A 15629-nucleotide genomic window follows, 5' to 3' on the forward strand; every position below is an offset into this window, starting at 1 on the left:
GCAATGCTTGCAACCGAGCGACATTGCCGCAAAATACCGAAGAGATATAAGAGCGATGTGTTCCCTGTAAATAATTTCTTGGCGTAAGCATCCTTCCACAATTGCGGAATGTGAGAGACAAACTCCCTTATTACTTGACGGATAACCGAATTCTTCGATACGATTGTATGCAAGAGGTTTCCTTTCCGTAGGGTTTGTCGTTACTCACTACGGTACAGGAACCTCTTCTTTTTGTAAAATTATCCTTTGTAATTAGCGGTTACGGTTCTTTGCAAAATTTCTGCAAAATGTAGGCGAATTAGCTACTATAGGCGTTAATAACGCCGATGGAGCCAAAATGTAGGCGAATAAGCTGCTGTAGGCGTTAATAACGACTATGGAGCCAAAATGTAGACGAACAAGCTGCTGTAGGCGTTAATAACGCCGATGGAGCTAAAATGTAGGCAAACGAGCTGCTGTAGGCGTTAATAACGCTGATGGAGCCAAAATGTAGGCGAATAAGCTGCTGTAGGCGTTAATAACGCCGATGGCGCTTGGAGTAGCAAATACGTTTGCGCTCTTTGTCGAGCGCCGTTACTCTATCTTCTCTATGCTGCCCGTTCCTTGCTCGGGGTACGATTCCGCGACCGCGCCGACCACGGTAATCCGGACATGGTCTCCGATAGCAGCATCCTCGTACGGGCCGGCATCGACCTTCAGCCAAATCGCTTTTACCGAGCCCAGCTTCAATACGTCTTCGCTTGTCGCTCCCGCCTCGAACTCCTTCGACACGATGAGCAGCCTGCCGTCCGCTTTCTCCAAAACGTAACCGGTGCCATACTCCCACTCTTCGTCGTGGGGGCTGCCGCTCCCCGGCTTGTCTCCTGTCGCGCCTCCGTCCCCCGAACAACCGCCCAACAAAGCTACCAACATTATCAATGCCGTTGCGACCAGCTTTCGCATTCGACCACTCCTCACAAGGGTTTAACTCCTTGACGCTGCTTCGCAAAGCAAGGTTGCAGCGGGACAAGCCTTGTTCACCCTAATATTCAAGCATGATCGAAAGTATCGACCCCGTCGCTTTCTTATGCGGTTAAAACGACGTCAACCGACTCCGCCGTAATCGACAGCTCGTTCATCGCCAGGTAACCCCTCGGGGAGCTCAGCAGCGCGCGGATTTGAAAGCCCGTCTCTCCCGCTCCATCTCTCGCAATGCCCCCTGCCGGAAGCTCAAGCTCCTCGTACAGCCACCAATTGCCGACGAGGTCATCCGGGAGGTCGTAACGCGTGACTCCGTTGAACCGAAGCAACGTCTCGCTCGCGCTCAGCATGGAGCCTCCTGTATCCAGCAGCAGATCGATGCCCGAGCCGCCGTCCGTGACTGTGACCTGAAGCACTTTGGCGTCATGCAGCCGAACCAGGCTTTCCTTTTCGGGAGGAAGACGGCTCTCTATCGTGCGGTAATGCTCCCGGTAGGTCTCGCACGCCGCTCTCCATTCCTTCTCCAGGGACTGCGCCCATCCTTCCAAGAGTGAGCGAAAGGCCGGAGACGGCCAGCTGGAGCGAAGCAAGTCTCCTTCCCCTCTATCAACGGCTTCCCGCACGACTTTCGGCATATATCGGTTGAAGTACGGCTCAAGCATGAGATAGTTATCGCGCGCGATCGCGTCGTAATCCCGATTCTGCTCCGCATACCATCGGAGGTCCTCCTCGTGATCCTCCAGCGTTTCATGGAAGACGAGACTACCCCGCACCTGCATTTTCTCGTATAGCTCGGCCGTGAAGTAACGCATGATCATTGGGCATCGGCCGGGTAGACCAGACCGATCTGCTTCCTCGCCTCGTCCATAATCTCCATGACGATCAGGGAGAGCTCATGCGAGTTGACCTCCGACTCCGTCTTGCCCTCTTGAATCAACCGGATGAACTCCTCCACCTCGTAGAACATGTTAAACTCCACGGTCGGCCTGGTTAGATCCTCTACGGAGCCGTCGCGGAACTGGAGCTGCACCACCTCCGGCTCGCTGATCTTGTCGATGACAAGATTGCCGTCTTCTCCGTGGATTTCGTTCGGGAGCGAAGAGCTCGTTATTTTGGAATAGAGGACTACCGCGTCCATCTCGTCGTATTGCATCAGAATGCTGCCTTCCCCGTCAACGCCCGACTCCAGCATATAGCCGGAAGCCTTTACGGAATTCGGCCTGCCGAACAGCGCGACGACCGGATACAGGCAATAGATGCCGATATCCATAAGAGATCCATTGGAGAACTCCGGACGGAACGCGTTCATCACCGTGCCCGCGCGGTAAGCGTCATAACGGGAGGAGTACTGGCAGAAGCTCGCAAAATAACGCCGTACCTTCCCGATCCGCCCTATCCCTTCGCGAACGGCTCCGAACCCGGGCATCAACGTCGACTTCAGCGCCTCCATCAGCAGCACGCCGTTCCGCTGCGCGGCGTCGATCATCTCCTCAAGCTCGCGGCTATTGGATGCGATCGGTTTCTCGCAAAGAACGTGGATGCCTCGGTTCATGGCCGCGATGGCGTATTCGGCGTGCAGGCTGTTCGGGCTCGCGATGTACACGGCATCGATCTCGCCGCTCGCGAACATGGCGTCCATATCTGTAAATGCGTGAGGAATAACGTATTTGTCGGCGAACTCCCTGGCGCGTTCCTCCGTCCGGGAGTAGACGGCTGACAGCTTAAATTGCTGATGCAGCGCCGCTCCCGCCAGGAATCTGTCCGTAATCCAGTTCGTACCGATAATGCCGAATCTGATCATGTTGTACGTCCTTTCTTTTTTGACAAAAAAATTCGTCTATATTATAGTGGGTCGGAGCAACTGACAAGCATGCCTGAAGGGGGCTACTTATGGAAACATACCTATTGCTTGCGCCTGTTCTGATCGTTCTTGCCACGGTTGTCGCTATCTATCTCGGGCATTCCAAGCCCAAAGACGGGCTATGGTTCGGCGTTAAACTCCCAATCGAGGTGCTGGAGGACGAGCGGCTTCTCTCTCTTAAGAGGGAATATCGCCAAAGTTACGCGTTGTTCGCCGTTATGGCCGCGGTCGCGGCGCTTCCCATTCTATGGTTCGGCGATACATTCTCATTAGGCTTCATCTATGTATTCTTATGGCTGGCCGGCGTTATGTACACGTCTACCGTACCATTCAAACGGATTCACTACAAGGCGGCCAAGCTGAAACGCGACAACGACTGGTTCGCGCCCGGCACTCGCAAAAAAGTGCGAGTCGACATCGACATCGCGCTTATGAAGGGCAAACTTCCGCTTTCTCCCTATTGGTTCGTCTTGCCCGCATTGATGTCCGTCCCGCTGATCGTGATCTCGCTGAAGGGCGGCGTCGGCGTGCTTAGGCTGTCCGGCTTCGCGTCGCTTGTTATGACAGCCGTCATGTTCCTGCTGTACCTGGCATTTAGCCGCGGCAAACCTCGGGCGCATAGCCGAAACGCTTTGCCGAATATGGCGATTAACGCTGCGGCGGCCAGGTTATGGTCGATCCTTTGGCTGGCATTGGCTTTGTTCGAGGCGGTGAACGCTTTTGTCGCTTATAACGTGCTCTCCAAAGGGTATTCGGGAGATCCCGGCTTGTGGTTCGGCGGCATCTTTATGGTGTCGCTCGTACCGCTGATCGGCATCTATGTCGTGCATCAGCATATTAAAGAGCTGGAGTACCGTTACGGGGATACGGATGGCAGCACTTACCCGGCAGACGGCGATGCCCTGTGGCGCCATGGCCTGTCCTATTACAATCCCAAGGACAAGTCCGTTTTCGTCCCCAAGCGGGTCGGCATCGGTTCGACGGTCAACATGGCCACGCGCGCGGGACGAATGTTCTACTACGGCACGCTGGCCGTCGTCGCGGCTATTATCATCCCGATCGCGATGATGGTCGTCCGCGCGGATACGAGCCCGCCGAAGCTTATCATCCAGGACGAACAAAACGTGATCATCGAGGATTCGATGTATCCGCTGAGGTTCGCGCTGGAGGACGTGCTGGAGCTGACGCTGGAAGACGACATGCCGAGCGGCTTCCGTCAAAACGGCATCGCCACGTCGGAATATGCGCGCGGCGACTTCAAATTGACGGAGCTTGGGGCGGCGAAGCTATACGTCTTCAAGGGAAACGCGCCGTACATCCTCATCAAGCTGCCGGACCGCTATGTCGTCTACAACGAAAAGGATCCCGCCGCGACGGCAACGCTGTTCAGTCAACTGAAGGCGCTAACGGCGGGGTAGCTAGTTAGCTGCTTTCAGGGCGAACTCGCGACGTGGAGGTTGGTTTTTCTGTCAATGTCGATGTCGGCGTCGATGAGACGGACAAACTGGCCTCCAATCTCGCCTTTTCGGGCGAATTTGTCGGTCTCGACGACTTAGCTGCCTCCAGAACTGCCGGTTTGCATAATTAGGTCGCTCTCGAAGACCTAACTACCTCCAAAACCGCCGGTTTGCATAATTAGGTCGCTCTCGACGACTTAACTGCCTCCAGAACCGCCGGTTTGCATAATTAGGTCGCTCTCGACGACTTAACTGCCTCCAGAACTGCCGGTTTGCACAATTAGGTCGGCCTCGTCGACTTAGCTGCCTCCACAACCGCCGGTTTGCACAATTAAGTCGCTCTTGACGACTTAGCTGCCTCCACAACCGCCGGTTTGCACAATTAAGTCGCTCTCACCGACAACCAAGCTGCAACAAATAGTTACTTGAAAGAGCCGACATTCAAACTCTGCGTCGCACCATTGCCGCTCAAACAAACGCCACTTTCTCCCGAGCCGCTTCGCCAACTAACCCCTCTATCCGCTTCTCCTACCCTTCCTCCAGCAGTTCGCGCAGCATCCGATCGCGGTTGTTCAGAAATTGCGACGTAATGACGTAATGGTCCGTGTCCTCCCAAGCCGTCCGTTCGATGCCGCTCTCCGTCAGCCGGTAGATCCATGCGTCGGGGTACGCCATCAGAATGGGGGAGTGGGTCGCGATGATGAACTGGGAGTTGTCCCGCACCAGTTCGTGCATGCGCGCCAGCATCGCCAGCTGCCTGGAGGGCGACAACGCCGCCTCCGGCTCGTCCATAATGTACAGGCCGTTACCGCCGAACCGATGCAGGAACGTCGCAAAAAACGACTCCCCGTGCGATTGCTCATGCAGAGACGAGCCTCCGTAGGAAGCGATCAAGGGCCCGCCGAATCCCGGCTCGCGGTCCAGCTCATCGAGATAAGTCGCCACGTTGAAGTAGCTCTCCGCCCGGAAAAAGAAGCCGTCCTTGGGACGCTGAGCTCCGCGAACCGGGCGCATGTAATCATGGAGTTCCGAATGCGTGCGCGCGGTCTCGAAGTTAAAGTTGATCGTGCCGCCCTCCGGATTGAAGCCCAGCGCCACCGCGATCGCCTCGATCAACGTCGACTTCCCCGCTCCGTTTTCGCCAACGAGATACGTCACCTTGGGATGGAACGACAACTCGTCGAATTCCCTTATCGCGTCCAAGCTGAACGGATAACGGCCGAAAGTTGGGACGTTGTCTCGTTCCAGCACCATTTTGCGCAAATAATGACCGTTACGATGGATCGACATGCCTCTCCCCCATTCCGAATTCTACCGTTGCCACTTCTCCCCTTGCAGCTGCTTCCAGACCGTCTTGTTGCTGTATTGCTTCTGCGAGCTGATGTCCTCGCCGAACCAGTCCGGCGCCTGAAACGCGTTAGCTTCGTCCACGGAACTGAATTCGACCTCCACGACGGACAACTCCAACTGATCGTAAATATCGATCTCGACAACCCTGCCGTTCCACACCGCCGTGATGCGCTTCTTCGTCAGCGGCAAGAAACCGAATGCATTCACCATCTGCTCATAGATTCCCGCCGTAATCTCGTACTCGACTTCCTCGCGCACAAGCCCGTTGCCGTTCTTGAAGGTGTGCGTGTAAGTCACCTCTCCGTTCCCGAGCTCCTGGATTCGTCTAACGCGCAGCTCCTGCGTCTCGTCGATCGCGAGATACGTCTGCTCGATGAGCTGCTCCTTGTGCGCGGAAAGTACGCCTTCCTTGGTCAAAACGGCGGGTTCCACCGCCAGCAAATATTTTTTTTCGATCTCCAATGCCATACCGTTCCATCCTCCCGTTTCATTTGAATCTAGCCAGCACGCGGTTCACTCTGGCCGCGATATCCTCCAAATTCAAGCTGGATTGATCCAGCTTGTTATAGCTTTTTTTCACCGCTTCCAGCAGCCACTCCGGTATGCGCCGGCCTTCGATGGCACCGTAGAACTTCTCGTACGCCCATACGAGATGCTCCCAGCGCTTGTCGTTGCCGCCCTCTACGTATTCGGAGACATCAAGCACTTTGCCGCGACCGTTTTGCAGAATGACGTTCTTAAGATGAATGTCCCGCGGATTCAATCCGCGCTCCCGTACGAGCCGCCTTGCTTCCTCGACGTCCCGGATCGCCTGCGCCGGCACCGGAATGCCTTCGGTCAGACAGTCCTGCAGCGTCGGTCCGGGCTCGTAGCTGATGACGAGATAGTTGTCGCCCTCTCCGTGCAGGCTCGGAAAATACGGAATGCCCGCGAGCCGCTCGTAGACGTCGCGTTCGATGCTCTTTTTGTAAACGGCATGGTCCGAATACACCTTATACGCATACCGAGGCGTTCCCTCGTAATGAAAAACGGCCGCGTCCGTACCGATGCCGATGAGATTCAGCCCGTCTGCTTCGCCGATCACATCCACTTGACGGTTGCTTTCGTCGCCTATGACTTTAATGCGGGCGATGCATGCTTCCGCTGCTTTCCAATCTTCAGCCATCCTATTGGCCCCCTCGGTCGATTGCCTTACGATCTATCTTCCTTCATACCCAATAATGGGTTTATACGATCATGTGCATCTCATGTTTCGATTGCGGGGCATGCCATGAGTATACCATCTTCCGCTTGGGAACCGACTCTCTAGCTCAGCGATTTGATCATTTTATAATTTCTTAACGCAATCCCGTTACGAACGGGGGCTTGCTCCTTGACCACAACATAACCTCGGCGCTCGAAGAACGGCCTTGCCGTCACGCTGGCATCTGTATCGATCGTCGGGAGCCCAAGCCTGCCAGCCTCCGCTTCCAGCATCCCTACCAAAACAGATGCAATGCCCCGGCCTTGATAATCCTTGTGAACGAACAGCCTTTCCAGATGACCATGCTCTGTCATATCCGCGAATCCCGTTAGGGTGCCTTCGATGACGGCAACCAAAGTAAAATTCGCCGCCATGGATTCCAGCCATGCTGCCGCACGACGCTCCATGTCCTCCGCCGGCGCCCATGCATCCAACTGCTCCCGCGTATAGTCCCTGCTGTTCACAGTATGTACCGCGTCATAGAACAAGGTTATGATCTCCTCTATATCCGAATCCTGAAATCCCCTGATTTCCATCCCGTATCGCCTCCATCCAAACGATCTAAGTATACACAATTACACCCCGCACAAACACATTGAACCGTTTAATGCTTTTTACTCACTGCCTATCGGACAAATAGCGTCGCCGGCGAGGCTGTTAGATTTTAAACCTTTCTTATCGCCAAATCGAGTAGGCCTATGCGCAAGCGCATAGGCCTCTCACAGATCCGGACATGCGGGTCGTCGCATCCGGCTCCTCCATGATTATCCCCGCTGGGGATGAAGGTCTTTGCAAATCAAGTAGAGACTACAAAGTCCGATCTCTTCAAACCACTTATTGGGTAACGCATAATGGACGTGTTGGCTTTTGGAGTTTCTCCATGCTGTCATACGCATCTTTGGCATTACTCCACCTGTCCAGCCTCTTCTTCGCATCTCTCGATGGAGCTTCCTCACTTTACGCCAACTTCGTAATTGTACCGAACGAAGTCTTCTTCTTATCCAACCGTCCAAGTCTTGGAATTGCTTACGTACATCACCTGTACCGTAATAATTGCCCCATCCCCGCAGATAGGGATTGAGCATTTTCCTCACCAGCTGCTGTACATCCACGGTTTGGTTCCGCTTCGTTATCTCCTTCACCCGCTCTTTAAATTTCGTCATCGCTTTGTCTGATGGCGTCATTCGTTTTCCCGGTTTGAACATATGACCTAGAAACACAAATGCCTCCCTCTTGCTGTTGACGATCTTCGTTTTCTCCGGATGAACTTTTAGCCCCATCTCTCTTTCAAGCAGTTTGACGATAGACTTCAGGACGCGCTCCGCCCCTTTTTGAGTTTTGCAACAGATAACAAAGTCATCCGCGTATCGCGTCAGCCTGTGTCCTCTCTCGGTCATAGCTTGATCCAGTGGGTGAAGATAAATGTTCGCTAGCAGTGGGCTAATGACTCCTCCCTGAGGCGTTCCTTGTTCATTGAGATGAAAACTCCCGTCTTCCAGTATGCCAGCTTTCAGAAATTTCTCGATTAAGGACAGTACGCTGCCGTCTGTTACCGTCTCTTTAACCATTCCGATTAGTTTCTCATGCGGGATGGTGTCGAAGTACGATTTCAAGTCCGCGTCAATGACGTACCGATAATCGTCATCCAGGTCATCCCTTATTTTCTGAAGGGCCATATGCGCACTTCTGCCCGGGCGGAATCCATAACTGCAGTCCATGAACTTGGCTTCAAAGATCGGTTCCAATATGCGTCTTGCCGCGGCTTGTACCACTCGGTCTCCCACGGTAGGAATGCCTAGGGGTCTTTGCGTTCCATCTGCTTTCGGGATGTAGACACGACGTACCGGTTTGGGACGATACGTTTTGTCCTTCAGTGTCTGTTGAAGCACTTCTAGATGGTGTTCCAACTGCAATTCGAATGCCTGTATGGTCATCCGATCGATCCCTGCGGCACCTCGGTTGCGTTTAACCTCCTTAAAGGCTTCCTCCAGGTTTGGCTTCGCCCAAATCTTGTCGATGAGGCTGTACCATTTGCGGTCTCCTTGCTTTACTGCTTCACGAGAGCGATTGTGTTTCCCTTGTTCGTCCATGCTCGTTCTCCTTCCCTTTCAGTTTCATGGCTTGTAGCCTTTCGGCAATCTCCACTTCTCTGATGGTACTCGCCCCAGACGGCTTCTCCTTATGTTCATTCCCCGGTTCTTCGCACATCGTAGCTCACCGGCTCCTGTCTGGCACATGGCGTCCTTCAATCTCTCTTCTTCCACGGTTTCGGGCTTCACACAGGTCACCGCCTTTTGGGTCGATGCCTGCATCGACAACAAAGTGCCGATTCGTTTGCCTTTGCGGCTTTTCCAGCAAACTTCTTCACTACTATCCCTACGTCTGACTTCTCACCATCCATAGTCTCCCCTTGACCTTCGCGGTCTTGAGGTGGGGTTACCGCTTAGCGGAAACGATGAGATCTCCTTGGGTCACGTCATTCGACTTTCCCCCGAATCCAGTCCTCCTAACTTGCAAGACCAATGGTGGTATTGGACATCCCCTTTGTTGGCAGGGTCGTCCGATCTTGCCAGCCAACATGGTTGTGCCGCCTGTTCCGGGGTTTGCCTTCACATCCTCCGTACGCATCCTCACGGACTGCGCACTATGTGTCAGCTATGTACTTCCGCCACCTCGCGGTGTACTGGAGACTTTCACTCCTTAGTCGTTGCGCTGCCAAGCGCACCAAAAAAACGCAGCGGACCGTTAAGTCCGCTACGTTCCGATCGTGCCGCCAGTTCAGCCCGCACTGCCCGTACTACCCGCACCGCCAGCTCCCCCCGCGCCATTCGCCGCAAGCAACGAGTTGAGTCCTTCCAGCAAGCTGCCACCGCCGCCCGTCAGGGAGATCGTGCCGATCTTCTCGCAGATCTTCTCCAGAAATTCCAGCTCCTTCAGACGGTACAAGGTGACATTCTCGTCCATCAGCTTCGCCGTGTTCAGGAGGCTTCTCGTGGATGCCGTCTCCTCGCGGCGCGTGATGAGATTGGCCTGCGCCTTCTTCTCCGCCAGGAGAACCGTGTTCAGAATATCCCTCACATCGCCCGGCAAAATAACGTCCTTCACGCCCGCCGACTGGAAGGCGACCCCGTATTCCTCGCTGCGCTCGTTCAGCTTGCCCAGCGCGTAAGCCCCGATCTCCTGCTTCGTACGAAGCAGATCGTCCAGCTTCATCGTGCCGACGTATTCCCTAAGGATCAACTGCAGCAGGATGTACATTTGTTCGTCGAAGCCGCGAATTTCCAGCGCTTTGAGCGGATGAACGATACGGTATTGGCAGACGAAGTTGAGGCGGAGCGTCACCTTGTCCTCCGTCATGATTTCCTGGCCTGTCATGTCTAGCTGCTGCTGGCGAAGATCGACGTTCTTCAGCGCGACGCTGACGGGCCCTCTCCAAAAGTAGTAGCGGCCGGGACGAAGCTCTCGCTGCAGAACGTTGTCGTAGAAGAGCAACCCCGTCTCCCAGCTTGCGACCTCGTGCATGTGATAGTAGCCCGCAAGCTTGGGCAGAATGGAGCGTTCGATCTCGGGGCCGAGCTCCGGTACCCGAACGTCGATCCGGCGGAAATCATGGCTGACGGCCACATTCCAGAAGGCGTACTTGCCGGGCGTCAGCAGTCGGGAGAACCTGCCGTCCTCGTAATGCAGAACGTATTCGTGATCGCCTACCTCCACGATCGCAAGCTCGCTCCGCAGCTCCCCGTCCTTCAAGAAAAACATCAGCTCCTTGCCGGGAACCGCGAAGGGCTCCGCAAGATTCATCATCGTCATCGTGTAGCCCGACCAAGCGGCGAATCGGTATGTGCCTGGGCGAAGCGATTTGACAAAGCTTCCTTTTTTGAACAACAGGCCTCGCTGATCATTTCGAACCGTAAATGTATGTATCATGTTCATTGCTCCTTTCGTTGTGGCGACCTGATACGGAAGCGGCGCTACCGCTCCGGCAGCGGAACAGGGCTTGAGATGGGCGCTAAGACGGACGACAGGCATGCCCCTTATCCGGGCAGCGCTCGGCAATCCGACTTCGATTGCATCACACTGCCTTTCCAGTAAACATTCTTCGTCCCTTGCGCCGATCGGGATCCGCCCTGCTGCATAGCTCCGTTCGCGGCGAATCCGCCTTGGCGTCTTCGTCCGCTTCCGTCCCGGGGTCTTCTGGGGAAAATCATACTTGGACTCAATTATCAGTTGAGTGCTCTACCATGAGCTCGCTCTTAAAGCGATCGGGAGTCGAACCCGATTAATGGAGGTTCATAGCCTGCACGCGCACAGCATACGAGCGCATACTTGCGCCCGCACTGCGGGATGAATGGACATCCCCGCCGGGTTGCAACGCCAGTGCTTTATGAACCTTCTTTATCATAAGGGATGGGAAATACTGCGAACATGGCGAAAGTATTACGAGAGCGTTATGAACGAGAGAAGCACAGCCTCCCGGGCGATGACTTGGACGCATTATGGAGCTTGGAAGGATAGCGCCGTCATGCCGTTAGGCGAGGGGAAAGGAAATTTAAGCTATGGGCACCTGCCGCAGAACTGTTACAATGAGTGGAACGCCAAACGGACCGTGAGAGGAGAGAAAGTATGGCCAGAGAAAGCTTCGACAAGGAAATCCAGTTCCTGCGTATGCTTGCCTTGACGAGCGGTGCCTACAGCCGCCAACAGTATGCGGAGAAGCTCGGCATCTCCGTCCACACCTTCGATAAAATGATGAAACGGCTGCGCGAAATCGCCGCCAGCTCGCTTAACGGACGAGACGGCGCCGCGGAGCAGCGGGACATGGCGGAGCTGCTGCGCTTTAGCTATCTGGATTCCTCGGACCCGCTGCTGCTGTTCCTGTTCCGCGCGAAGTCGCTCAAAGAATCCGAGAGCGAACGTCTGTCGATTCTGCTCGGCGCGATGAAGGAAGACGCCAAGACGGCTATGGAGCTGCTGGACGCTTGCAGCGAAGCCATGCCGCCTGAGCTCGCCTTGCCGGATGAGAAGACGATTCGCGGCGATCTGAAATATTTGGAGGGAGTAGGCGTCATTATCCGTGAGCCCGGTCCGCGCCCTTACCGGTACGCGCTGTGGGACAGGTTCGCAGGCTTGCTCGCGGAGGACGAGCTTCTCGATGTGCACGACTACGCCTGCATGATGGCGAATACCCAGCTCCCATCCGTGCAAGGGTACCTGCTGCGGGACATGATGAGCAAGCTGCTGACGCGCGATCGCGGGTTCGACGCGGAGAGCCTGGACGTATTCCGCTATAAATACCATTATTACTCCCGCATTCTGGACGAGGCCCACTTATTTCCGTTGTTCGAGGCTATCGAGGGGCGTTGTTATGTTTCTTTTCGTTATTTTTCGCCCAAAAAAGAGACCAGCTACTCCTCCCGCAACACCAATCCGCTCTTCGAACGCGAGGCCGGAGGCAATCGGGAGAGGGTATTGCCGCTCAAGATCGTCTACGATCATCAATACGGGAGATGGTATCTGCTAGGCTGGGGGGCGCGGCACGGGATCAAGAAGTACCGTCTCGAAGGAGTGACGGATCTGTCCGTGGGCGATGCCGCCGATGCGGACAGCTGGAACGAAAAGCTTGGGCTGCTGGAGCAGCGCATCCGCCACAGCTGGCTCGTCGACACGGGCCGCAAGACGCTCGTCCGGGCCCGCTTTTATAAGCCGGGACCGTCGATCCCGGACTTTGTTCGCGAACGCGTGCTGCAGCAAGGACAATGGGGCGTCATTACGGAGGAAGATGAAATATCGTTCCTTTATGAGATCGAAGTCAACGGGATCATTGAGATTAAGCCTTGGCTTCGCAGCTTCGGCTCAAGCTGCGAGGTATTGGAGCCGGCGCGGCTCCGGGAAGAAATGATTGCGGAATGGAAGGAGCTGAGAGAGTATTATGAATCCCTTTGAGAAAATATTCAATTACCAGCTCCTCTCCCGCCTACAGGACGGCGGCGCGGCGATGGTTACCTCGCACGAGCGCTCATGGCTGAAGTCCATGCTGGCGCATCCCGCCGCGGAGGAGGCGTTTCTCCCGGAGACGCTGGACAAACTGCGCGATATGCTCCGGGAGGAGCCCGTTGTGGACTGGACGCCGCATCTGCTGCACAAGGCGGCCAGCAAGGAGAAGATGGTGTACCACCCTCATATCCGCACCATTCGCCGTGCCATCCATGCCTGCAGTGCACTTCGGATCGCGTACAGCGTTAAGAGCGGCGGCTCCAACGCCCACGAGAACGCAATTCCCTTCAAGCTGGAATACTCCATGGTAAAGCGGGAATGGTATCTGCTCTGGTACGACTCCCGCAAAAGCATGCTGATGAATACTAGGCTGTCGAAGCTCGCCGAGGTCAGCGAGAAGCCTTGCGATCCCGAACGCTTCGCAAGATGTACGGCCCAGGCCAAGGCTTATCTCGTCTCGCGCCGGGCCGAGGCCGTCATCGCCGTTGTGCCGGCCTATAACGAGGAGCTGTCGCGCATCCTGTACGCTTTTTCCTGCTTCGAGCGGGAGGTGTCGTTCGACGAAGAGCGGGACGAATACCGGATCAAGCTGTACTTCTCGCTTAACGAGCAGGAATACGTATTGTCGAAGGCGCGTTTCCTCGGCAAACGCATCCGCATCGTCGAAAACGATCGGCTCATCGCCCGCATGAAGCAGACCGTCTCCTGGGCGCTGCAGCGATATGGCGTGGATGAGGGGGCGACGGAATGAAGGCTCAAGCTCCCAAAAGAGACGATGGCACCGTCCGCAAGGCGCTGACGATTGCGGGGTCGGACAGCGGCGGCGGCGCCGGCATTCAGGCCGACCTAAAGACGTTTCAGGAGCTCGGCGTTTATGGCATGTCGGCGGTCACGGCGGTTACTGCGCAAAATACGCTGGGGGTACGCGCCGTCTATCCAATGACCGCAGACGCCGTTGTCGCTCAGCTCGGCGCCGTAGGCGATGACCTGGTTCCGGATGCGGTCAAAACAGGCATGCTCGTCGGAGCGCCTATCATTGACGCCGTCGCGGATCAGGTTGCTTCCTTCGGCTGGCGCAATCTGGTCATCGACCCCGTCATGATCGCCAAGGGCGGCTCCGAGCTATTGCGGCAAGATGCGCTGCGCTCGCTAAAGGAACGTCTGCTGCCGCTGGCACGCGTCATCACGCCGAACATCCCGGAAGCGGAGACGCTGACCGGGATGAAGATCGCCACGATGGCGGATCGCGAAAAAGCGGCACGGCTGCTGGTTGCGATGGGGGCCGGCAGCGTCGCTATCAAAGGCGGGCATGACGAATCGACGCGAGACGTCACCGTCGATCTGCTGTACGACGACGGCCGCTTCCGCTACTGGGAAAGCCCTCGCGTAGATACGAGGCACACCCACGGAACAGGCTGCACCTATTCGGCCGCGCTGGCGGCAGGACTTGCAGCGGGACTGAACGTCCCCGAAGCCGCCGAACTCGCCAAGTCGTTTATCCGCGCGGCCATCGAAGACAGCCTGGACATCGGCTCGGGACACGGTCCCACCAATCACTGGGCGCATGGACGGCGAGCACGCCGGCTTGATCACTCCAAATCCGTACACTAACTAGTGTGTTCAGGTCTCGCAGAAACTCGGGCCGTTCCGGCGCGTTTCTGCGCTGCTTTGCCGGTGTCACCGAAACACGGCTGTTCGGGAACGTCTCTGCGCTGCTTTGACGATGTCAACATACTTGGGTACGGAGTCATAGCTTTTACGCGTTCTGCAACCTTACTCTCCCTCCTCCCGTCTAGATGTTCGACATCATGACGAGGAGAGATTACATAATGAATCATCGCACACCTTGGCTCAAAATCGCAGCCACTCTCACCATCGCCCTATCGCTGGTCGCCTCCGGCTGCAGCAACGGGAGCAGTAACGACTCCAACGGAAGCAGCAGCAACGCCAGTCAGACGGAAACACCGGATCAGAGCGCCTCGCCGGAAAATTCGCCTGCGGACGGAACATCAAACCCGACTGCTTCGCCTTCGACGGAGTCATCAGCTTCTTCAGCTCCATCAGAAGAAGCGGAGGCAGCTCCTTCCGCGTCCCCACCAGTGGATGCGAATCGGCCCGGAACTAAACCATCCGCATCAGCCTCGGGCAACGCTGGCGAGAAACCCGCCCCGAGCGCCAAGCCGACGGTCAAACCCGCGGAGAAGCCTGCGGCTACAGCAAAGCCGACGACTAAGCCGACGACTAAACCTACTGTGAAACCAACAACTAAACCTGACGCCAAGCCTACCGCGAAACCCAGCCCGACGGCCAAGCCCGATACTCCTGGCGCTAATGTGGCGGTGAGTGATATCGCGGCCAACATCACGGGTGACATCGAGTTGCCGGCGCTTATCGAGGTTTCCGGAGAGCAGATCAAAGACTTCTACTACTTCGACGGAGCCGAGCTGCTCGAGGAAGGTATATTCAAACAAGCGATGATGAACGTCAAAGCAACGGAGCTGGTCGTCGTCAAACTGAAATCCTCTAAGCACTATGATGCGGTTAAGGAAGGTTTAACGAAACGCGCCGAGGACATCATCGAGACGTTCTCGACCTACCTCCCTGACCAATACGAGGATGCCAAAAACTATCAAATTGTCCGTAACGGCAACTACGTGCTGTTCTCCATCTCGCACGACCAGGAAGCCATTAAAAAGGCATTCGAAGCGTCTTTCGGTTAACTGCATCCAAAGTCTCCGAATCGGAAAATAATAAGAAGCTTTCA

The 15629-nt window shown here is 55.7% G+C and carries 15 protein-coding genes; 6 read left to right on the forward strand and 9 right to left on the reverse strand.

What is annotated here, in order from left to right:
• Positions 1-573: 573 nt before the first annotated feature.
• The 3 genes from B1748_RS19675 to B1748_RS19685 form a co-directional block, all read right to left on the reverse strand.
• Positions 574-942, reverse strand: a complete 369-nt coding sequence (locus B1748_RS19675) for a DUF3221 domain-containing protein (protein ID WP_087569654.1) — start codon at positions 940-942, stop codon at positions 574-576.
• A 122-nt stretch (positions 943-1064) separates the two neighbouring features.
• Positions 1065-1778, reverse strand: coding sequence for a DUF4085 family protein (locus B1748_RS19680; RefSeq protein ID WP_087569655.1), 714 nt, complete (start codon positions 1776-1778; stop codon positions 1065-1067).
• Positions 1775-2761, reverse strand: a complete 987-nt coding sequence (locus B1748_RS19685) for a Gfo/Idh/MocA family protein (RefSeq protein ID WP_087569656.1) — start codon at positions 2759-2761, stop codon at positions 1775-1777. Before B1748_RS19685 ends, B1748_RS19680 begins: the two co-directional genes overlap by 4 nt.
• An 89-nt stretch (positions 2762-2850) precedes the next feature.
• Between B1748_RS19685 and B1748_RS19690 the strand changes: the two genes are divergently transcribed.
• Both B1748_RS19690 and B1748_RS36900 read left to right on the forward strand, forming a co-directional pair.
• Positions 2851-4239, forward strand: a complete 1389-nt coding sequence (locus B1748_RS19690; RefSeq protein ID WP_087569657.1) for a DUF5808 domain-containing protein — start codon at positions 2851-2853, stop codon at positions 4237-4239.
• 32 nt (positions 4240-4271) lie between these two features.
• Positions 4272-4409, forward strand: a complete 138-nt coding sequence (locus B1748_RS36900; protein WP_179215687.1) for a hypothetical protein — start codon at positions 4272-4274, stop codon at positions 4407-4409.
• A 397-nt stretch (positions 4410-4806) separates the two neighbouring features.
• On the opposite strand, the gene B1748_RS19695 is transcribed toward B1748_RS36900, so the two are convergent.
• The 6 genes from B1748_RS19695 to B1748_RS19720 form a co-directional block, all read right to left on the reverse strand.
• Positions 4807-5532: an AAA family ATPase gene (locus tag B1748_RS19695; protein ID WP_373271288.1), complete on the reverse strand. Its 726-nt coding sequence runs from the start codon at positions 5530-5532 to the stop codon at positions 4807-4809.
• A 57-nt stretch (positions 5533-5589) separates the two neighbouring features.
• Positions 5590-6096, reverse strand: coding sequence for a CYTH domain-containing protein (locus tag B1748_RS19700; RefSeq protein ID WP_087569659.1), 507 nt, complete (start codon positions 6094-6096; stop codon positions 5590-5592).
• 19 nt (positions 6097-6115) lie between these two features.
• Positions 6116-6793: a protein kinase family protein gene (locus tag B1748_RS19705; RefSeq protein ID WP_087569660.1), complete on the reverse strand. Its 678-nt coding sequence runs from the start codon at positions 6791-6793 to the stop codon at positions 6116-6118.
• Positions 6794-6933: 140 nt separating this feature from the next.
• Positions 6934-7407: a GNAT family N-acetyltransferase gene (locus B1748_RS19710; protein WP_087569661.1), complete on the reverse strand. Its 474-nt coding sequence runs from the start codon at positions 7405-7407 to the stop codon at positions 6934-6936.
• 228 nt (positions 7408-7635) lie between these two features.
• Entirely contained in the window at positions 7636-8961 is a 1326-nt protein-coding gene (gene ltrA / locus B1748_RS19715) for a group II intron reverse transcriptase/maturase (RefSeq protein WP_087569662.1), read from the reverse strand.
• Positions 8962-9649: 688 nt separating this feature from the next.
• Positions 9650-10798: a slipin family protein gene (locus tag B1748_RS19720; protein ID WP_087569663.1), complete on the reverse strand. Its 1149-nt coding sequence runs from the start codon at positions 10796-10798 to the stop codon at positions 9650-9652.
• A gap of 696 nt (positions 10799-11494) precedes the next feature.
• Between B1748_RS19720 and B1748_RS19725 the strand changes: the two genes are divergently transcribed.
• The 4 genes from B1748_RS19725 (at position 11495) to B1748_RS19740 (ending at position 15585) form a co-directional block, all read left to right on the forward strand.
• Positions 11495-12814 carry a helix-turn-helix transcriptional regulator gene (locus tag B1748_RS19725; RefSeq protein WP_087569664.1) on the forward strand — a complete coding sequence of 440 codons (1320 nt, stop codon included), beginning with the start codon at positions 11495-11497 and terminating at the stop codon, positions 12812-12814.
• Positions 12801-13616, forward strand: a complete 816-nt coding sequence (locus tag B1748_RS19730; protein WP_087569665.1) for a WYL domain-containing protein — start codon at positions 12801-12803, stop codon at positions 13614-13616. The genes B1748_RS19725 and B1748_RS19730 overlap by 14 nt, the downstream gene beginning before the upstream one ends.
• Positions 13613-14476: a bifunctional hydroxymethylpyrimidine kinase/phosphomethylpyrimidine kinase gene (gene thiD / locus B1748_RS19735; protein ID WP_087569666.1), complete on the forward strand. Its 864-nt coding sequence runs from the start codon at positions 13613-13615 to the stop codon at positions 14474-14476. Before B1748_RS19730 ends, thiD begins: the two co-directional genes overlap by 4 nt.
• Before the next feature lie 218 nt (positions 14477-14694).
• Complete coding sequence (locus tag B1748_RS19740) at positions 14695-15585, forward strand: DUF4358 domain-containing protein (protein ID WP_179215688.1); 891 nt, start codon at positions 14695-14697, stop codon at positions 15583-15585.
• Positions 15586-15629: the final 44 nt, after the last annotated feature.

This window comes from Paenibacillus sp. MY03, assembly GCF_002165585.1.
GTDB classification, from domain to species: Bacteria; Bacillota; Bacilli; order Paenibacillales; family Paenibacillaceae; genus Pristimantibacillus; species Pristimantibacillus agaridevorans.